Source organism: Paenibacillus forsythiae T98 (genome assembly GCF_000520735.1).
GTDB lineage: Bacteria > Bacillota > Bacilli > Paenibacillales > Paenibacillaceae > Paenibacillus_AQ > Paenibacillus_AQ forsythiae.
Window position 1 is genome coordinate 1 of sequence record NZ_ASSC01000076.1, and the last position, 19,921, is coordinate 19,921.

The following is a 19,921-nucleotide window of genomic DNA, read 5'->3' on the forward strand; positions in this document are numbered from 1 at the left end:
CCCTCGCCGTCGAAGATAATCCCGACATTGACCTTCGGAATTTGCACGCCGCCCGCAGCCAGCTTCAGTAGCGTTTCCGGTTCCCGAACAACCAATAGCACGTTGTGGTCGTCATATTTTCCGGCCTTGAAGTTGGTAATGGCCGTATCCGTATCAATGATCGACATCCCGGTTCCGGCAGGCTTGCTCATACGCATCGCTGTTTTTTGGACCTCATCTTTACTCGCCGCATCATCCACCACCATCAGCCGTTTGGCTCTTGTGTGTCCCGCCCATTGTGTTACCACAATTCCATGAATCAAACGTTGATCAATTCGCGCCAATACGATACCCATATCTCTAATCTCCTTTTTGAAAGTGTTTTCTTTATGGCTATGAACAGAGAATATCACCATAGGAAAACGCTAACAATACATTTGAAGGAAGTTAGGAAAGCGCTTATCAAACCGGGAAAAGTGTCAAACTCAAGGGAAAATTCCCACTGTCCCCATAGAACACAAAAAGAAACGGCTGCGCCGTCCCCGCAGGAGGAGGGCTTCCGTTTCTCGTAGAAATTCGCTTGAATCTCTGGTCCTTATAGACTCTTTGTGAATTGATCCGTATGGATTTTTCCATCAATTAGTTCAATGATTCGGTTGCATTTTCGCGCAACCTCCAAATCATGAGTTACAATAACAATGGTCTTTCCTTCGCTGTTTAACTGCTGTAGAATATCTATAATTTCCTCTCCGGTTCTTCGATCCAGATTCCCGGTTGGCTCATCGGCCAAAATCAATTCAGGCTCTCCCACTAACGCTCTGGCAATGGCGACCCGCTGTTGCTGCCCTCCCGACAATTCATCGGCTTTTTTATAGATATGCTCCTTCAAGCCTACTTTCTCCAGATACAATTTGGCCTTGGCTATTCTTTCTTTATGTCTGGATTTTCTGTACATGAGCGGCAATGTGACATTGTCAATTACTGAATAATCCTTTAATAAAGCGAAATATTGAAAAACAAACCCAATCATTTGATTTCTCGTCTTATGAACCTTATGTTTTTTGATTTGTTGAAGAGATTTCCCGTTCAGAAGAAATTCACCCTCGGAAGGGGAGTCCATCAAGCCCAGTATATGTAACAATGAGCTCTTCCCGGAGCCTGACGGTCCCATAACCGCAATCAGTTCGCCTTGCTTGATGCTCAGGTTTATGCCATCCAAAGCAAAGGTCTTATTGTATTTGTGACTATATATTTTTTTTAAATCTATTAGCTTGATAAGCTCCATCATTCCATGCCCCCGATTAATGATTTTAGCTCCTGTCTTCTAAGAAACAGATATACAAAGAAGCTTGAAATCGAAATAATAGTCATGAAGACCAAGAAAATGATGATAAGGATTGAACCGTTCATTTTTAAGTCCAGCGGACTTGCCAGATTCATTTCACGTGAAAATTGCAATAGGCGTTTGTACTTCCACATGAAATGTACCAGGGATAATCCTATACCGGTGATTCCAATGATCACATTCTCGATTGTAATTTGACTAAATATCCCGAGTGTGCTCTCACCAAGAGCGAGCTTTATGCCGAACTCCCTTTTCCTGATCATGATAGACACCATCGTAGTGACTACGATGCCGATGACCGAGAACAGGATAAAGGACAACCCTAACACCATTTGAGGAATTTCCGAATAGGTATTGTCTGCAATATTGTGCCGGATGTCTTCGCCTAAATTTCTCAGACTTAATTTCACATCATCCCCTGGAAACTGAATGATCTGCGTCAATTGCTCCAGATTCGCCCCTGGCCGTAACTTCAAAATCGTAGTTAAATGCAATCTCGAAAGCATTAGATTATAGTCGTTATACCGATCTTCAGGCATGGGAAGGATCATCGCCTTATCGAGCTTTAAATATACGTTGGATGTATTGTTATTTACGATATACTTGTCAGGCAAGAACCCAATAATTCTGTACTGATCGTTAATGAGATCGCCTGTCTTGTAATATTTCTTAAAATAGGAACCCGCAAGAATATTGGCTTCCTGAGTGCTGTTCTTTCTAAAGTCTTGAGCAGAGAAACCATGTCCGCTGCTTAGCTTCAGGTTTAAAAGCCGGTAATAATTCTCATCAATCACAATTGTATTAATAAATGGATCGTTGAATCCCACATGGGTTTTGGTAAACTCAGCGATCAATCGGCTGTCAAGAGGATGAGTCTTCGTATCGAGTACGATATTGTCCGCATAGTATGTACCAAACGAAATAACATCCTTATGATTTTTAAGCTTGTTATAAATCTCTTCCACTTGTTCTTTCGTATATCGTTCATCTTGAAGGCCATTGGTTATCCTTCCAGGAACGACCAAATAGGTACTGTCAAAGTCCAAAACGGAATTAATTTTCAGATAGTGCAAGTTGAAAAAGATATTGCCCGTGCCTGCGATGGTTGATAACCCATAGGTAAACTGAACAAGCAGAAGGATGGAAATCACCCATCTTATGCTCAATGCTCTAAGCGCATCCTTTATTCTAAACATAGAGTCTACTCCTTTAATGCCCTGGCCGGTTCGATCTTCAAAATATGCAGAAGCGGGACGAGCGAAGTAAGAAATGCAATGGAAAGTGTAACCAGGAAACCGATGATAATGTGACCGAGGTTTAAGCTGACGAAGTAGCTTGTATTGTTAACAATCGTCAAATTCAGACCCGTTAGCAACCACTGAACGAAGAAAGTAAAGATTGCCGCCAATCCGGCGCATATCGATAACTGGCTCATAATATATACAAAGAGAGCCAGATTACTCGCTCCTAATGCTTTTCTTAGCGAGATTTCCTTTCTTTTCACATATATCCAGAGATAACTCACATTCACACAATTAATTAAAGCCATCAGAAACAGCTTATAAGGATAACTGAGCACTTCTTTTACGCCTTGTCTTGAATTTTTTTCCGCCTCATATTTCGGAGACTCATTATCCGTGCTCGCATTTACTTCAGGATCATGCTGTTTAACCTCCGAAATGAAACGATTCATCTCATTCTTCGGATTTTGATTGGACCTGACAAGGAGCTCCAGAGCATCTTGCTTGTCAAAGATACGTTTCACTGAGGCAGGTATCTCGTTCAAGTAGACATACATTTTAAAATTAAAGACATTGATTAAGTCTCTTCCCGCATCCTTCCCTGCAATGCCCTTGACATGGTATTCCTTACCCATTATTTTCATTGTTCCGACGTGATCGGATATCAACTTCCCTGCAATGATCTCATTCGCTTCATCAGACTCTATTCCGGTTCCTTGAAGTAAAGGCGGTTTCCAGAGATTGTTAAGCAGTCCAACGACTTGAATCGGGCCTATTTCCGGCTCCATAATCGTTATATCCTTTGTAATGACACTTGAACTTGAAAAACTGGAATCGGCTATATTTTGAAGGGTAAGAAAGTCGGTCTTCTTAATGTTCTGTAATGTTATGGAATAATAGTATTTATAATGACCATTTATCGAATAATAAAAATGCTCGTCATAGTAATTTCGGGTGGAGAGAGCTATTAGTATAGGTAGCAGGGTTAAGAGGAACCCGATAAAAAGCATGGTGAATATTTTTTTGCTTATCCATATATCATTTAAGATCCGTCGCATGTTGTCCTCCAAAATAACCAAAACGTGAATAATGCGGATTCGCCGTATTCACGTTTTGGAATGCATTTACTCGAAAGAAGCTTCCTTAGTGAAAGTCTACACTCTTCGATACATTGCCACTATCACCAGTGAAAGTCTACGTTCTTCGATACACCGCCACTTTCACCGACCATAATCCATTCGTGATATGAAGTACCGCTGCTTACTGCTCCGCTAGTAGTGTAATTAAGAGATACGGTGTCAGTTGCGGCTGCCGGATTTTTTTGTTCAAACCGGTATGTACCGTCATTGGTGCTGACTTCAACAGTCATTTTGTAATTGTAAGGTTCATTTGTCTGAGCGGTGTAGGCATATACATTTGCCTTCCCTCCAATTCCGGTCCAGGTTGCATCAGAATCCCAAGCGATTGAAGCATAGGATACCGAAGATAGGGTACTCACTGCACAAACCGTTACCCCTAGCATAGTTAATGATTTTTTTAAGAGACTTTTCATAATCAAAGATCTACTCCTTTTGTATTTTTTCGTGGCCACATCCATATTCTAGCATTTAAATACCAAACACTCTACTATATTTCATATATTTTACATAAATTTTACATGTATTTTACATTTATTATTTACTCCTCCTGATTTAATTCACTTCCATTGATCCTCTCGTATTTCGCAAGGAAAAACATGAAAAAACCAGTAAGATCAAGGTTTTGACCCTACTGGTACACTGCACTGCATCTGTCTCAAATTATATAAATCGACTCAGTTATACATGATACATCTTGTTTTCAGAAATCCGTTCCTCTTAATTCATCATAAAAACTTAAATCTGCCTCACGTTCCATTAACTCAAAAAGGGCATGAGCTACTCCAGCAAGCTGTTCTCCCAGTTCTTGTTTCGTTTTGTAGTAGAACCTGTTATCAAATGGCTCTGTGTTTTTAGCAGGATAATCAAAGAACATCTTTACCGCTTCATTAAATCGCCGCATATAAATGCTCACAGCAGCAACACCCTTATTTTGCGAGAATAAAATCCGCCAGTTCCCCTCCAGCGTACCATATGCCAGTATTTGCTTTCATGATCTTCCCAGGTATTTTTACGATAAAAGCCTCTGTCTTCCATGATCGGATCTAAAAGTTCACGAAACGCCTCGCTCAGATCCAATTCTTCAATATGCTGCGCTTCCAGCCAGGGCAGTCCTTTCGTCATTACACTGTTCAGCATCTCCGTCAGCACCGTCCGCAGTTGTAGTTCGTTGATAAAGGTGAATTCCGGGAGATAACCATTGTCGTTCAGCCATTTCTCAACAGAGCGTAATTTATAGGGAGGATAATAGTTTAAATTTAGCTTGTTCTTATCCCAGTTCTCTACACGCACCTGATACCGGTATGAACCAATATATTTGGAAAATATATACTCATGCTGCATATTCCTTCCTCCGGATTCGGGATGCAACTGATATCCTTTCTGCTCCAGGGGTTCCTTAAAGATCTCCAGAATGATTTGTTTCAACTGAGGACGTTTACGGCCGCTCACTTCGATAATGTCCCCCTCCTTCAATGCCTCCCCGGAATACGTATAGAGATAGTCATAAGAGAGAAAGGTCACACTCTCCAGGCCGAATGCCTTCTTCAGCAGGTCCACTCCCCCGGGGTCGAGCCGCCGGGGAGAGTGGAGCAGCGTATGCAGTTGGTCCACCAATTCGGGACGGGAGGCGTACGCCCTCCAAACTTGGCCATCCTCCACTTCCACCTTTGCTTTGCGCGGCTGTTCAAAGGGAAGATCAATATGTACCACCCTGCTTCCCTTCTTCCAGAAGTCCGCTTTCCAGCCGAACTCATCATAATTCCCCAGAAAGAGTACCGGCTTTTGCAGCTCTGCCGCAGCGGTTCCCGCCCATTTGTCCCCGACGCGCAGATCGTTTTCGATGAACAGACCGATCCAATCTTCCGTGAGTTGAAGAATATAAGCGTTTTTCTTCTTCTTGCGAACCCAGGTCTGCAATTCTTCCAGATTCTGATGGTAAATCAGAATAGCCGTGGTCATCTCACTCATCTGCTTCCCTCCTAATTATAAAAGAAAACCCGGTACTGATTCGTAACCGGGTCACTATCTGACTACTAATTTCTAATATACTACCATGCTGCTAATGCAGAGTCTTGTCTTTCGCTACAGAAGTAACCGTTACAGTCCTGCTTCCAAGTTTAACATTATACTGCTTTCTCGCATCTCTTTGAATTATTTGTACTTTGTTTATGACTGCCGACCTTCCTTAGCCAGCTGTAAGTCAATTATATCGCGAACCACTATTTTCATAATCAATACTCAGGAAGTAAAGATTCTACTTCGCCACGGAAAGAGCTATTCAAAAAGGCCCACCCGCTTCAGCCGCGGATGAGCCTGTCAATCAACTGTATTAACCCTGCCACAAGATACGTTCTTATTGGCTGCGCTTATTATATCTGCCAAAGGTTACGATGACCAGCAGCATGCCCGCAATGCCTATACCGGTTAGAACTCCTTGCGTGAAATCCATCAGATTGCTCCCGTTAGACTGAATGATTTGGCTTACGGTAAGCGAGGAAAAAGAGGCCAAGAACAGCATTGCTACATTTTGTTGATGCTTTTTATCCATTATTCCCACTCCCTATATTGGTCTTGACCGATTCCTATCCCGCTCAGATCTTATAAGCCTTCATCGCCTTGCGCAGCTCCTTGATGCTCGGGCGCTTGCCGTACATCAGGACGCCGGTGCGATAAATCTTCGCGGCCAGCCAGCCGAGGCCGAGGATCGTAACGAGCAGAAGCAGCAGCGACAGGATAATTTCCCATGCGGCCACATCGCCGACGCCGATCCGGAGCAGCATACTGAGGGGCGACGTGAACGGGATGAAGCTAGTGACCTTAATCAGCAGAGAGTTCGGGACCGAAATGCTGAACAGCGGAACGTAGAAGTTCACGAAGCCGAGCATCATGATGGGCATCGCGGCCTGCCCGAGATCCTCGGTACGGCTGACGATGGAGCCGACGGCGGCGTACATCAGGGCGAACATGAAATAGCCGAGAATATACAGAACGATTCCGTACAGTAGCAGACCGACGCTGAGCTGTCCCAGGTCGAGATTGAAATCCTGCAGAATGCCCGAATTATGCGGCAGCATCAGGTTGGCGGCGATGGCGGCGGCGATAATGGCGATTTGCAGCAGGCCGACCAGGAAGATACCGATGACCTTGCCGAACATCTGCGCGAGCGGCGAGGCGCTCGTAATCAGAATCTCCATGATGCGCGAGCTCTTCTCCGAGGTGACCTCCGCCGCAATCATATTGCCGGTCATCATAATCGACATAAAGAACAGAATCAGCAGGACGTAGACAATAACATAGTTGATCAACGGATGCGATTTATCCTGAGCCGCTTCTCCGTCCGCGCTGATCTTCTCGGTGCCAAGCGGCACCGGCGCGTTCATAGCCGCAATCTGCTGCGGCGTCAGCCGGTCGCCCGCGATAAGCTGCGCGTTGACCTGCTGAAGCGCGGACTCCAGGAAGGTCTTGGCCTTGGCACTGTCGTCCGCCGAATGGAAGACGACCGAACTAAGCCCCGCTCCGCTCTTCTCTGTGTAGGTGAGATATCCGTCGACTGTTCCATCCGAAAGCGCCTGCTTCAGCCCGGCGTCATCGGCTGTCGGGTACGGGGTGACTGTCGCGTCCACGCCCGGCTGCTTGGCGTAAGCCTGCAGAAGCTGCGAGGCGGGGCTGTCGTTCTCCGCAATGACGGCAATGTGAACGCCCGGGCTCGGAGCGCCGCTCCCGTCCTCGCCTTTGAACACTTTAATCAAATAAGGGATATTCATTCCGATGCTCAGCAGCACGACCATAATCAGCGTCGTAATCAGGAAGGATTTCGTTCTCGCTTTGTTCTTGAACGTGAATCCGATAATTGTGCCCATTTTATTCATGAGACTCACCCACCGCTCTGATAAAGATTTGGTTTAACGTCGGTTCCTTGATTTCAAAATGCTCCACTTCGCCCTGCTCCAGCGCCGCCTTCAGAATGCGCTGGGCAGCGCCGATTTCCGCAATGCGGATGATATAGCCCCGCTCCTGGCGCTCCACGGCGGTCACCCCCGGTATGGCGTCAATCCCGGTCAGCTCGCCCGGCGTCCGCAGCAGCACCTCCTCGCGCGGATAGCCCTGCTTGATCTCGCGAAGGTCGCCCTGCACCACCGTATTGGAGCGGTCCAGAATGGTAATATGGCGGCACAGCTCCTCGACATGCTCCATCCGGTGCGTGGAGAACAAGATGCTCGTTCCCTGATCGCGAAGCTCCCTGACCGTATCTTTGAGCAGCTCAACGTTGACCGGATCGAGGCCGCTGAAGGCTTCGTCCAGAATGAGAATCTGCGGCTTATGTACAACGGCGGCGATGAAGCCCATTTTTTGCTGATTGCCCTTGGATAGCTCCTCGATTTTCTTATTATAGTAGTCCGGCACGTCAAAGCGGTCCAGCCAATACCGCAGGCTCTTGTCGGCATCGCTTGCGGACATGCCGCGCAGACGCGCCAGGTAGTTAATCTGCTCGCTGACCTTTACCTTCGGATACAGCCCCCGCTCTTCGGGCAGATAGCCCATGATGGCCTGAAGCTCGCTGCTGAACGGCTTGCCGTTATATCGGATGCTCCCCCCGTCGGGATAAATCAGGCCGAGCACCATCCGCATCGTCGTCGTCTTGCCCGCGCCGTTGGCTCCGAGCAGACCGTAAATTTCTCCCCGCTCCACCCCGAGGCTGATTCCGTTCACCGCCGTCTTGTCGCCGTACTGCTTGACTACCTTTTCCAGCTTCAATGCTTCCATTCGTCAATCCCCTCTCTTTAAATCGGCAAGCTCGGGACGGTGTCCCATGGTCCACAAACTCAAAATCTCTTCCAAATCCAGGATGCGGCTCCTGATCTTCTTTATGCCCAAATCCGAGAAGCGTTTCTCCAAATCCTGCATCCGCGAGGTAATCATCCTTGCCATGCCCGGGGTCTGGATTTTCAGCTCCAGCGCCTCCGGCAGCTCGGCCGCAAGCTCCGCGAGCTCCGCTTCATCCGCCGCGCTGACCCAAACTTCGCTCCATGCGCCAAGCAGCGCGTCTTTCTCCGCCATGCCGAGCAGCTTCCCCTTATGCAACAGGATGATGTAGTCGGCCAGCCGGCGCACCTCCTCTACAATATGCGTAGAAATGATGATCGTCGCCTGCCGCTCATCCATATAGCGCTGGAGCGTCTCGATCATGATCCGCCAGGCAAAAGGGTCCAGCCCCGACGAAGGCTCGTCGAGCAAGAGCAGCTTCGGGCCGGCGGCAAGAACGGCGGCGATTTCGAATTTGCGGCGCTCGCCCTTGGACATTTTGCCGAGCCTTATCCCCTGCGGCACCTCGAACTCATCCAGCAGCGCCTGAAAATACGCCTGATCCCAGTCCGGATACCACCTTCTGCGAAAGCTGGCGGCCTCCTCCGGCGTCCAGTGGCTCTCCTCATGAATCGGGGATTCCGGCACATAGCCGATGCTCCGCCGGATCTCTATCGGAAGCTCGCCTTCGACGCTGCTGCCAAACCAGCATATGGTCCCTTCTTCCGGAAGCGCCAGCTTCAGCAGCATGCTCAGCAGCGTGCTTTTGCCTGAACCGTTCTGCCCCACCAGCGCGATAATATGCCCCTCCGGCAGCTCCAGATTGATCGGCCCAATCGTTTTGGAATGCCTTTTCTTGATCACATTCCGCAGCTCTACCGCCAGTCGAACCATGCCTCACTCCCCCTTGTTGTCCGCTTCGCCATATTTACGCTTTACAATTTCCTGAAAAAGCTCATTCAGCTCCTCTTCACCGAACTGCACGGAACGTCCGGCATCCACCGCCGCCTCCAGCGCTTTGCGGACCGTCTCCCTCCGGTATTCGGCTCTCGCCCCGTCTCCGACATGGGAGACGAAGGTTCCGGTTCCCTGCCGGGTACGCAGCAGCCCTTCCCCTTCCAGATCCTGGTATACCCGGCGGACTGTAATCACGCTGCATTTCAAGTCGCCTGCAAATTCCCGGATAGAGGGAAGCAGCGTCCCTTCCGCAAGATTGCCGCTGATAATCAGCGACCGTAGCTGCGTCTCGATCTGGTGGTACAGCGGCTCCGCGCTTTTGTCATCAATTTGTACAGGAATCCACACTGCCTACACCGCCTTCCCTCCGGCCGATCCGTCCCCCGCCATCATACGAGGTCCCGCCTCTTCAATCTGTGAATCGTCCATCTGGAGAACAACTGCACGGATACCGTGCCCCCAAGCAGCGTTCCCCACATCAGGGGAGACAGCAGCCCCCACTCCTTCGAGCAAGCGAGGCTGTAAAACAGCAGATTGCCGCCGGAAAGCTTCACCAGCATAGCCCCTCCGAAAGAAATCAGCATCGTCAATAGAAGGAGCCAAAAATAAGCTTTGCCGCTGTACAAAAACTCGAAAAAAATGTACAAGCCCATCACTGCCAATCCATAGCCAATCCAGGTGATGGAGAACACGACATACCCGAGCGGAGAAAGGGAAGCTCTCAGATGGCCGGCGAGCGCGTAGACCAATCCAAAGAACAAAACGCCGTTCAGCGCGAAGCACATGACGGATTGCAGCTTTCTTTTGCACAAGACGGCACTCAGCGGGATGGGCAGGCTTCGCAGGTAAGCCAGCATCTTCGTGTAGGAATCCGCGCTCCAGTATTTCATCGTACGGCGGGAATACGCGAAGCCGAGAAACGGAACTATAGCCAGCAGGAAATAGTCGGGCAACACGCTCCTCTGATGGGTCTGCGCCGCTTCGTTGAAGAATAGTCCCGTCAGTCCCGCCAAATAAAACATAAAGACGATCGTAAACAGCGCGGTGAGTATCAGCCTGATCTTGCCGCCCCGCAAATCCCCCCGGATCATGAACCAGGAATCTTTCCATATCTGCATTAATGGTTAACCTCGCTTCAATTAAGTGATTATGTGTGATTACTGTGTATATCTATATACACAGTATATGTCCTTATTTTTCCAAAGTCAATCAGATATTACAAGATTTTTTCCAGTCATTGGTATTGACATATCGTAAATCATCGATATAATGGTGGCATGAAGCCAATTGACCCCATTGAAGTATTCAAGGCACTGTCTAATGAAGCGCGTCTTCAAATCCTGGAATGGTTAAAAGATCCCAAGGCCCATTTTGGACCCCAGGGAGGCGTTGATCTTATTGAGATTGGGGTATGCGTCAGCCAGATTACCGCGAAACTGAACATGACTCAATCGACTACATCTCAATATTTGTCCGTCCTGCAGCGGGCGGGGCTAGTGCATGCGACTCGGCTGGGCAAATGGACATATTATAGAAGAGATGAAGAGGCAATCCAAGAAATTGCTTCCTACATTCAGCATGACCTGTAAGTCATAAAGACTGGATTCAAACCAAAGCGTTGAATTCAGTTTTTATATACAAAATATATCGATAATTCGAGATTTGTAATTTTACCGAATTATCAACACCAAAAAAAGGAGCTGTTCCCTATGTCCAACCCTTCCACCCCGTCCGGCAGCGCCGCAACGCTCGTGATCGTTGCGCATCCCGATTTGGAGACATCCCGGATTAACAAACGACTCGCGGCCGAGCTTGAGCGGAGAGGCAATGTTACCATTCACCGGCTATACGAGAGGTATCCGGACGAGAAGATCGACGTTGCCCGAGAGCAGGCGCTGCTAACCTCTCACGACCGTATCGTGCTTCAATTTCCATTGTTCTGGTACAGCTCGCCTTCCTTGCTGAAGAAATGGATGGATGAAGTGTTCGAGCTCGGCTTCGCGCACGGCAAGGGCGGCGATAAGCTAAGCGGCAAGGAGCTGCTCATAGCGACCTCTTCGGGAGGCGCAGAGAATATGTATCAAGCCGGAGGCTTTCATAATTATTCTTACAGCGAGCTGCTGCGGCCGTTCCAGCAGTCCGCCAACCTGACCGGGATGATCTACCGCCCGCCCTTTGTCGTGGGCGGAATTCGCGAAGTGAGCGACGAACAGCTGGAGAAGTATGCCGCCGATTACGCCGACTATGTGGAGGGGCTTACCGCTCTCTCCGGCAAGCGGGGTTAACCGCGCCGCGATAGCTGTACGGGTACCTAACCCTGATAGCGCATGGGCGCCCGAACTTTAAATCCCCCCGGCCGGCGCGCAAACAACAACAGACTGCCCCTTAAGCGGCTATTTCCGCTTAAAAGCAGTCTGTTTGTTTTGATCCACAGCCGCCGGAAGCCTGCCGCTTCCCCGCCTCATTTTCCCGTATCACTCTCCCCTATTCGCCCTCCGTCTCCTTAAATCCGCCCTCTTCCGGGTTCGGCGCATGCTGGAGACGGTATTCCATCGGGGAAATCCCCTCGATTTTGCGGAAAGCGCGAATGAAGGTATTCCGATTGTTAAATCCGACCGAAGCCCAAATGTCCTGAATCAGCATCGTGGAGTTCGCCAGCAGCTCCTTCGCTTTCTGCACCCGCAGCTCCTGCAAATATTGGTTGAACGGCTTGCCGAGCTCCTTCTTCAGCAGGCGGGACATATAGTTCGGCGTCGTATGGAACTTGTCCGCAAGCAGTTCCAGATGAATATCCTCCTGGTAATTAGCGTCGATGAAAGGCTTGAAGGCCAGCGACTCCAGCTTGCCGGTCTGCGGCTCGATGGTGTCCATGATTTTGTTGAAATAGCCGTAAATGAATTCCGTCATGCCGTCCACCGACAGGGGATGCTCGGACAGGATCATGCGGATGTATTCCCGGTACGTCGCTTCGGGCAGCGTCTTGTCCTTATGCTTGAGCACCTGCGACCCGATCACGAAGAGATGCATATACAGCTCTTTGATCGTAAAATCGCTCAGCCCCATCGCCACATGGTTCCGAATAACCTTGTCCAGCAGCTCGAACAGCTCCTCCCGCTTGACGGACGCGAGCAGGTTGAATATTTTTTTGTCGTCGTTCGTGCCCAGCAGGATAGTTACCGACTCTTCATCTTCCTTCTGGTAGTAGTGAATCCGCTTATTGTCGAACGGCGACAGCCGCCACATCGCTTTCATCGCTTCCAGATACGACTCCTGAAGGCCGTCAAAGCCCTGATGAATATCGCCCATCCCGATAAATAGATCATGCAGAACCTCGTCATGGCGGAACAGGCCGAACAGGGCTTCAAAATAATCCGCCAGCTTCTCCCGGTCCGCATCCTGCGGAAGATTGATCACCAGACAGAACACATTCGACTCGATTTCGACCACAAGGCTCTGATATTCGGAGAGCTTATGCGCTTTGAGCAGGCTTGCCATTTTGTCGTAGTACGCATTCTGCTCCGCGTTGCTGTAATCCATATAGAAGGCTTTCGTGAATTTGGTCCGGATCAGCGCCGCGGCGAAATGCTCATGCTTGAACATGATCCCGCACTTCTCCAGAAAAGAGGCAATGTCCTGTTCGCCTGGAATCCGGCTATACCGCAGCATCCGCACGACCCACTGTTCCAGGGCAAATGGCGAGATCGAGGTCAGACTGTTGCTCAATAGATCCATATTGTCCATCATCCGGTGAAATTCCCGGTCCAGCACCTTGTATTCATCCGCTGCCGGCTCCGGGGACGGCGATATCTTTACGATAAGCGATTGAATCGGCGCATACAGCTTCTTGCTGAACAGGAAAGAGAGAAGAACCGACAGGACAAGCGCGATCAACGACAGCGTCGCTCCCCAATATTTGACATGCTTCATGCTGTCGCGAATGTCCGAGACGGGCACCACGGCAATCATATTGAGGTTCTTAAAGACAAAACGGGTGCTCGTTTGAATCGCAAGCATATCCTTGTTCCCTACGGCCGTTCTCAGAACGGGGGAGCCGGAGGACTGGAACTGTTTCACGAAATCCCGCACGTCTTCCCTGGGCGCGTTCATTTCGGTCGAAGCGATAAGCTGCCGGTTGTCATCCACAATGAACAGCATGCTGTTCGGCGTCAGCTTGGAGCTTGCGAGCGACTCAATAATTGGATCGACCTTGAGATTGATGACATACAGATCATTGGACCGGTATTCGGCAATGGCCGTCTGCACGATAGGAAGGATGTACGCGCCGTTCCGTGAGCTTGACCTCGAAGGAGGGAGAATCTGAAAAGGCCGGCTCTGCGACCCGTAGTTTTGCCAAAACGGCTTCGGGTATTGTTCAAGGGCATTTTTTCGGCCAAAAAAATCGGTCCCGGAATAAGTGCCCTGATCGCTGATGATGAGATCGTCTTTCTTTTTATAGATAAATACGCGGTCTACATACTCCCCCATCCGGCTAATCCGGCTCAGGGAATGAACGGTCTGCGACACCACGGCATATTGGGACGGATGATCCACGTTGAACCCGGAGGAGAACAGCTGCATCACATCCGCATCCAGAGAAAGAAGATAGTTGGAATTGTAGATCCCCGTGAACACGTTATTCAGACCGTCCGCAATATTGGACAGGGATTTATTGTAATTCTGCTCCAGTTCGGATTCGAAATACCATAAATTGACGCGGTACGTGATCAGGTTGATTAATTGAATGAGCAGAGAGACGACGAGGAAGAAAAAGAAAAAGCGGTACAGCAAGCTCCGAAAGGCCCCCCTCATCCATGAACGCGTAATCTTCAGCATCTGTAATTTCTACCCCCTGAAGATAAGTTAGGTTATATTATGTCCTCAAAAAGATTAACCTGTCAACAAAATGTGACATAATGTGACGTATAAAGGCTATAAATGAGACATAAATCATTTTTGTACGCTCGAAAAACCGTCAATCAGGTCAATTTTTGTGACATCATGTCGAAAGTGTCTGTTTCGCCGGAAGGCGCCCGTGGCTTTTAATAAGGGTGGGGGCAGCAGCCAAGAAAGGGGATGATCGCACATGGACAACACCATAGCGAAGGACAAGAACAGCTTGGTTATCAAACAGAAAGGAATGAGGCGTATACGTTCAGGGGTCTATCTTAGAAGAAATATTCATTACTATATCCTTCTAATCCTTCCGATCCTGTATTTTGTTGTCTTCCGCTACGGCCCGATCATCGGAAACGTGCTGGCTTTTCGCAAGTTTGTTCCGGGCGGGTCCATCTACGGCGAAGAATGGGTGGGGCTAAAATATTTCAAGCTGTTCCTTCGGGACCCCAATTTTTGGGCAGCCTTTAAAAACACCTGGCTCTTAAGCTTCTATCATCTGCTGATTACGGTGCCGATCGCGATTCTGTTCGCCCTGCTCGTCAATGAAATCAAGTCGAGCAAGCTGCGGAGTGCGGTACAGACGATCTCTTACTTTCCCAATTTTATCTCGATCGTCGTCGTTGTCGGTTTGATGAAGGAGCTGCTCTCGCCAACCTACGGTCTGGTCAACAAGGCGCTGGGAATGGTTGGCATTGATCCGGTCTTCTTCATGAATGAGCCCGGCTGGTTCCGCGCCCTGTATATTTCTTCGGAAGTCTGGCAGTATACCGGGTGGAACTCGATCATCTTCTTCGCCGCGATCTCATCCATTGATCCCCAGCTCTATGAAGCCGCGGAAGTGGATGGCGCGGGGCGGCTGAAGCAAATCATTCATGTCACCATACCGCAAATTATGCCTACAATCACCGTTGTCTATATTTTATCGCTTGGGCAATTGATGACTGTAGCGTTTGAAAAGGTGCTGCTGATGTATACGCCAAGCAATTCCCAGGTTAGCGACGTGATCGAAACTTTCGTTTACCGAATGGGGCTGGAGAGCAGCAATTACAGCTATGCGACGGCAGTCGGGCTGTTTAGCGGATTTCTGGGGCTTGTCATCGTCATAGCCGCCAACTACCTTTCCAGGAAGGTTACCCGCTACTCGCTCTATTAATTCCGCCGGGAAGGAGTGCCCTGCATGCATTATCGAAAAACATTGGAGTTCCGTGTGTTCAGCACCATAAACTTTTTATTTATGGCCCTGGTCGTCTGCGGTGTCACTTTGCCTTTTCTTCATCTGCTGGCTGTTTCGTTAAGCGATTCGGCTGCGAATACGAGCGGGAAGGTCAGGTTTCTTCCCATCGGTGTAAATATGGAGGCCTACAAATTTATTTTTCAGCATCCGAGTATCTTAAGCGGGTTCAAGAACGCCATTGTACAGACGGTCGTCGGAACCCTCATCAGCCTCTTCATGATGACCATTTGCGCCTATCCGCTGTCCAAGCCCATTAAAGGGCGGAAGGTAATGATTTGGCTCGTTATGCTGACCATGTTCTTCAATGGCGGCCTGGTTCCGACTTATATGCTCATTAAAGGGCTGGGACTGCTTGATACGCTGTGGGCCATCGTGCTGCCTTTCAGCATCGCGCCGTATTTTCTGATGATCATGATTAATTTCTTTCAGAGCTTTCCGGAGAATATCGAGGAGTCCGCATTAATGGACGGTTTGAATCCGATTCAGATTTTGTTCATGATCGTGCTTCCGCTATCCAAAACCATCATAGCCGCCATGAGTCTGTTCCTGGTCGTGATGTATTGGAACAACTGGTTCAACTCGCTGATTTATTTGAATAGTCCAGACAAGTACCCCATCATGCTGATTGTCCGGAATATTCTGGACGGAGCCAATCTCGTGAACGGCGCCCTGACGGGAACCAATCTGGAGAAGCTGTCTACGGCTTCATTGCAATCGGCGGCCATTATGGCGACAACGCTGCCCATTTTTTGCACCATTCCATTCGTTCAGAAGCATTTCACCAAAGGCGTTCTGCTCGGAGCGGTTAAAGGATAATTTCATTAGGAGGCATGATGATTTATGGAGAAGATGTCAATCACAAGATTCGGTGTATGGTCGAGACTTACCGCTCTCTCCCTGCTGGTTGCCATTCCGCTTGCGGCCTGCGGCGACAGCGCCAATAAAGCAGGAAGCGCGGACGCGGCCAAAGAGGGCGGCGGACCGGTAACGCTGACGATGCTGTATTCCGAATCGGGGTCCCCGTTCAACAAGGACTGGCCCGTGTACAAAGAGCTTCAAGCACGCAACAATGTGAAGCTGGACCTTCAGGTCGTGCCGGAATCCGATTACCAGAGCAAGGCCAAAATCGTGCTCAGTTCGGATAAGATTCCCGATCTGGTAACGAACATCAACCAGTCCAATGTGCTTGAGCTGGGAGGCACGGGCGTTCTTCTCCCGATCAGCGATTACATGGACAAATTGCCGAACCTCAAGAAGCGGATTGAGGAGTTCAAGATGGAGGACGAGCTGGAAAACTGGAAGTCTCCGGACGGCAAGCTGTATGTGCTTCCCTTCCTTACCCAGTCCGCAAGCTATAACCGCTCGCCGATGATCCGGACGGACCTTTTGGAAAAATATGGACTAAAAGCGCCGACGAACACAGAAGAACTATATGCGGTGCTCAAAAAAATGAAGGAAATGAATCCGGGCAGCTATCCGTTCACAGGCACAAGCGCAGACGATCTGCGAAGCATGTGGGGCGCGGCCTGGGGCATTGAGCCAAGCTATAAAGGCTTTGTCTTCAATGAGCAAACCGGAAAATACGAGTATATTTACACCAGCGAAAATTACAAGAAGTATGTCACCTATTTAAACAAGCTCATCAAGGATGGCCTGGCGGACCCGGAGCTGTTCACTTCCAATTATGATCAGATGCATCAGAAGCTCTCCACCAGCAAGAGCATGTTCTATTTCTTCTGGAACGGCGAGGAAATCAGCAATATTAATCTGCTGGGCAAGAAGAACACCGGTCCGGAATTCAAGATGGCCATGCTCCCGCCGATCGCCGGGCCAGCCGGAGAAAAAGCGCTTGCGGGCACCCGTATCGATCGCGGCACCGTTATTCCGGCAAGCGCCGCGAACAAGCCTTATTTTGAAGACTTGCTGAAGTTCGCCGACTACCTGTACAGCGATGAAGGCATCGACCTGCTGACATGGGGCATCGAAGGCGACACGTACGTTGTCAAAGAAGACGGCAAGAAGGAATTCACGGATAAAATGAAGCAGTCGGAGAACCTGAATAAAGCGCTGTGGGATATCGGTTCGGCCAACGGCTCCTTCACCCTGGTGTGGCCGTTCAAGTGGTTCGCGACGATTCTCGGCAACGAGGATTTCGAGAAGTATACCGAAGAGGCCAATAAGAACAACTGGTTTACGCCGGCCGCCAAGGTGCCGAAGCTCAGCACCGATCAGAAGGACGAGGAAAGTCTCTTGATCGCGGGTGTCAACGACTATTACGCCAAGATGCAGGAACAGTTCGTGTACGGAAAAGTGTCCATCGATCAGGAATGGGACAGCTATGTGAAAGAAATTCATGCCAAGGGCGTGGACAAATTGCTGGACGTCTACAACTCTACGCTGAAATAACAAGACTTGATCAACGGGGCCGGCGCTAGTTCCGGCCCCGGCTCATTAAGAGGGCGGAATGATATAGGAAGGGGAGGAATTGATATGTTTATGCCTGCCAACGAGACAAGCCGAAGAATGTCCATTCTGAAAGCCGGCCTTGCCAAAAGCGGCATTGATGCTTTGGTGGTGTACGGGAATGGCGCCGGGGAAAGCGGCGGTACTATAAGGTATCTGACGAGCTGGATGCCGCAGAACTCCGATGCCATTCTCATCGTCCCGGCCGAGGGCAGGCCGGTGCTGATTACGAGCGACAAGAACAGAGCCCGGGGCTTTGTCCGGTTCTTCGGCAATGATGGACAGGTGGTCAAGGCGGGCAGCATGTTCGGAACGGCCAAGGAAGTGCTGTCTGCGGCGGTCCCGCCCGGCAAAGCCGTCGCCCAGGCGGGAGAATTTGATCTGACAGTGGCGCGAGCCGAGGAATTCCGCGCGCTGCTCTCGCCGTATGAGGTGACAGACGGCAATGCGATCATCAATAAGCAGCGCCTGGAGCGGACGCCGTTCGAGGCGGAGAAGCACCGGAGGGCGACCGCGCTGGCGGACAAGCTTGTCGCCCACGCCATGAGCATCGCCGCGATCAAGGGCGTGACCGGGGCTGACATTATGGCCGATGTCGAATACCTGGGCCGGCGACTCGGCGCCGATATGTCTGTGTGCTGGATCGCCATTGGCGAACGCCCGGCCGAGACGATGTTCGAGCTGTTCGAGCTTACCGAAACGCTCGGCCCGGATTCCCGCTTCCAGATCGGCGCTACCATCTGTCTTGACGGCTACTTCTCCCAGGTGCTGCGCATCGGAACATTCAAAGAGCCTTCGGCTCGGCTTCAGGAAACGGCGGACGCCATTATCGCGATGCAGGACGCCGCGCTGGCCAAGATGGCGCCGGGAACTCCGATCCATGCCATCAGCGACGTGCTGGAATCCATGATCGACGAATACTGCCCGTACACCCGCGCGACCGACCCGTTCCGCTTCCAGGCCTGCCATGCAATGAGCTGCAGCTACGTCGATCCCGGCATTGCGCCGTTCCTCTTCGCGGACCGGGATAAGTCCTTCGACACGGAATCTCCGCTTGTGATGGAGAACCAGGTCTATGAAGTGCATCCGAACTTCACCCTTCCAGACCTTGGGCATGTGGTCGCGGGCGATGTGGCGATTGTCGGCGGCGACGGGGCTTCCTGGGCGTCGAAGTTCCCGCGCGGCATATACCGGATTTCCTAGTACACATATCTCCTAGCACACATATAAGAGAAAGGCAGGTTAGCAACGATGCGTATTGGAATTGACGGCAGAAAAATACCCGCAGCGAAGTCGAAAGGGCCGGTTGGCTCGCTTGACCACGCGGGGAGCCTCGGCATGGAAGGCGTGTTCTTCCGCACTATCCTGGACGTTAGCCCGGAGCTTGACCGGGGGATGATCCGCGAGGTCAGGCAGCGCGCCGACGAGCTGGGGCTTTACCTGGAGGCCGGGCTGGGGAAGGTCAATCCCTATGCCCTTCCGGAGACGCCGGAGGTGCGGGCGATTGGCGGCGGGGATACGCTGCTCGGATTTCGGCGGATGATGGAAGCCTGCGCGGAGGTTGACATCCGCGAGCTGTGGATTTCCACCGCCGGCGCGAAGCCGTACAAGGGGCGGTTCGGCACGGACCGCTTCCGGACGGACGTGTCCTGGGAGGAGCAGCTTGAGGCCACGCGCCGCTTCCTGCTGAAGCTGAAGCCCATCGCCTTGGAGCTTGGCGTTCACCTGAACCTTGAAACCCATGAGGAGATCACCACGTTTGAAATTCTCCGGCTCATTGAAGCGGTTGGCGACGATGTGATCGGCATCGTCTTCGATACGGCCAACGTGCTCATCCGGGGCGAGCACCCGGTTATGGCGGGGG

At 50.4% G+C, this 19,921-nt stretch carries 21 protein-coding genes; 7 read left to right on the forward strand and 14 right to left on the reverse strand.

All coding sequences use genetic code 11. The features are described from left to right. From L692_RS0102655 to L692_RS0102715, 13 genes are all read right to left on the reverse strand, one after another. The coding region (locus L692_RS0102655; RefSeq protein WP_025696956.1) for a PTS sugar transporter subunit IIB at positions 1-335 on the reverse strand (335 nt) is incomplete at its 3' end. 239 nt (positions 336-574) lie between these two features. Further along, positions 575-1,264, reverse strand: a complete 690-nt coding sequence (locus L692_RS0102660) for an ABC transporter ATP-binding protein (RefSeq protein ID WP_025696958.1) — start codon at positions 1,262-1,264, stop codon at positions 575-577. Continuing rightward, complete coding sequence (locus tag L692_RS0102665) at positions 1,264-2,520, reverse strand: FtsX-like permease family protein (protein ID WP_025696960.1); 1,257 nt, start codon at positions 2,518-2,520, stop codon at positions 1,264-1,266. The genes L692_RS0102660 and L692_RS0102665 overlap by 1 nt, the downstream gene beginning before the upstream one ends. Positions 2,521-2,525: 5 nt before the next feature. After that, a complete protein-coding gene (locus tag L692_RS0102670; RefSeq protein WP_025696961.1) occupies positions 2,526-3,623 on the reverse strand; it encodes an ABC transporter permease in 1,098 nt (365 codons plus the stop codon). A 122-nt stretch (positions 3,624-3,745) separates the two neighbouring features. Continuing rightward, a complete protein-coding gene (locus L692_RS0102675) occupies positions 3,746-4,117 on the reverse strand; it encodes a hypothetical protein (RefSeq protein WP_025696962.1) in 372 nt (123 codons plus the stop codon). Positions 4,118-4,404: 287 nt separating this feature from the next. Further along, a complete protein-coding gene (locus L692_RS0102680; RefSeq protein WP_025696964.1) occupies positions 4,405-4,617 on the reverse strand; it encodes a hypothetical protein in 213 nt (70 codons plus the stop codon). Beyond that, complete coding sequence (locus L692_RS0102685) at positions 4,614-5,672, reverse strand: hypothetical protein (RefSeq protein WP_025696966.1); 1,059 nt, start codon at positions 5,670-5,672, stop codon at positions 4,614-4,616. Before L692_RS0102685 ends, L692_RS0102680 begins: the two co-directional genes overlap by 4 nt. 385 nt (positions 5,673-6,057) lie before the next feature. Next, positions 6,058-6,252, reverse strand: coding sequence for a hypothetical protein (locus tag L692_RS0102690; protein WP_025696968.1), 195 nt, complete (start codon positions 6,250-6,252; stop codon positions 6,058-6,060). Between the two features lie 43 nt (positions 6,253-6,295). Then, complete coding sequence (locus L692_RS0102695; RefSeq protein ID WP_025696970.1) at positions 6,296-7,573, reverse strand: ABC transporter permease; 1,278 nt, start codon at positions 7,571-7,573, stop codon at positions 6,296-6,298. Beyond that, entirely contained in the window at positions 7,566-8,468 is a 903-nt protein-coding gene (locus tag L692_RS0102700) for an ABC transporter ATP-binding protein (protein ID WP_025696971.1), read from the reverse strand. The genes L692_RS0102695 and L692_RS0102700 overlap by 8 nt, the downstream gene beginning before the upstream one ends. 3 nt (positions 8,469-8,471) lie before the next feature. Continuing rightward, on the reverse strand, positions 8,472-9,401 hold the full coding sequence (locus L692_RS0102705) for an ATP-binding cassette domain-containing protein (RefSeq protein ID WP_025696972.1): 930 nt from the start codon (positions 9,399-9,401) through the stop codon (positions 8,472-8,474). A 3-nt stretch (positions 9,402-9,404) separates the two neighbouring features. Continuing rightward, entirely contained in the window at positions 9,405-9,812 is a 408-nt protein-coding gene (locus tag L692_RS0102710; protein WP_025696974.1) for a GntR family transcriptional regulator, read from the reverse strand. A gap of 41 nt (positions 9,813-9,853) precedes the next feature. Continuing rightward, the gene (locus L692_RS0102715; protein ID WP_025696975.1) at positions 9,854-10,582 is read right to left on the reverse strand and encodes a hypothetical protein; all 729 of its coding nucleotides are present in this window, start codon (positions 10,580-10,582) and stop codon (positions 9,854-9,856) included. A gap of 168 nt (positions 10,583-10,750) precedes the next feature. Here L692_RS0102715 and L692_RS0102720 point away from each other — a divergent pair, with 168 nt between their 5' ends. After that, complete coding sequence (locus L692_RS0102720; RefSeq protein ID WP_036721615.1) at positions 10,751-11,053, forward strand: ArsR/SmtB family transcription factor; 303 nt, start codon at positions 10,751-10,753, stop codon at positions 11,051-11,053. Positions 11,054-11,173: 120 nt separating this feature from the next. Further along, the gene (locus L692_RS0102725; protein ID WP_025696979.1) at positions 11,174-11,749 is read left to right on the forward strand and encodes an NAD(P)H-dependent oxidoreductase; all 576 of its coding nucleotides are present in this window, start codon (positions 11,174-11,176) and stop codon (positions 11,747-11,749) included. 199 nt (positions 11,750-11,948) lie between these two features. Here the strand turns inward: L692_RS0102725 and L692_RS0102730 are convergent, their stop codons facing one another. Continuing rightward, on the reverse strand, positions 11,949-14,297 hold the full coding sequence (locus tag L692_RS0102730) for a helix-turn-helix domain-containing protein (protein WP_025696981.1): 2,349 nt from the start codon (positions 14,295-14,297) through the stop codon (positions 11,949-11,951). A gap of 250 nt (positions 14,298-14,547) precedes the next feature. Between L692_RS0102730 and L692_RS0102735 the strand changes: the two genes are divergently transcribed. The 5 genes from L692_RS0102735 to L692_RS0102755 form a co-directional block, all read left to right on the forward strand. Further along, positions 14,548-15,513: an ABC transporter permease gene (locus L692_RS0102735; protein ID WP_198027690.1), complete on the forward strand. Its 966-nt coding sequence runs from the start codon at positions 14,548-14,550 to the stop codon at positions 15,511-15,513. 24 nt (positions 15,514-15,537) lie between these two features. Then, positions 15,538-16,410 (forward strand): carbohydrate ABC transporter permease, encoded by an 873-nt coding sequence (locus tag L692_RS0102740; RefSeq protein ID WP_025696985.1) that lies wholly within the window; start codon positions 15,538-15,540, stop codon positions 16,408-16,410. 24 nt (positions 16,411-16,434) lie between these two features. Continuing rightward, positions 16,435-18,000: an extracellular solute-binding protein gene (locus L692_RS0102745; protein ID WP_025696987.1), complete on the forward strand. Its 1,566-nt coding sequence runs from the start codon at positions 16,435-16,437 to the stop codon at positions 17,998-18,000. A gap of 84 nt (positions 18,001-18,084) precedes the next feature. Further along, positions 18,085-19,260 (forward strand): M24 family metallopeptidase, encoded by a 1,176-nt coding sequence (locus L692_RS0102750; protein ID WP_025696989.1) that lies wholly within the window; start codon positions 18,085-18,087, stop codon positions 19,258-19,260. A gap of 48 nt (positions 19,261-19,308) precedes the next feature. Beyond that, the coding region (locus tag L692_RS0102755) for a sugar phosphate isomerase/epimerase family protein (protein ID WP_025696990.1) at positions 19,309-19,921 on the forward strand (613 nt) is incomplete at its 3' end.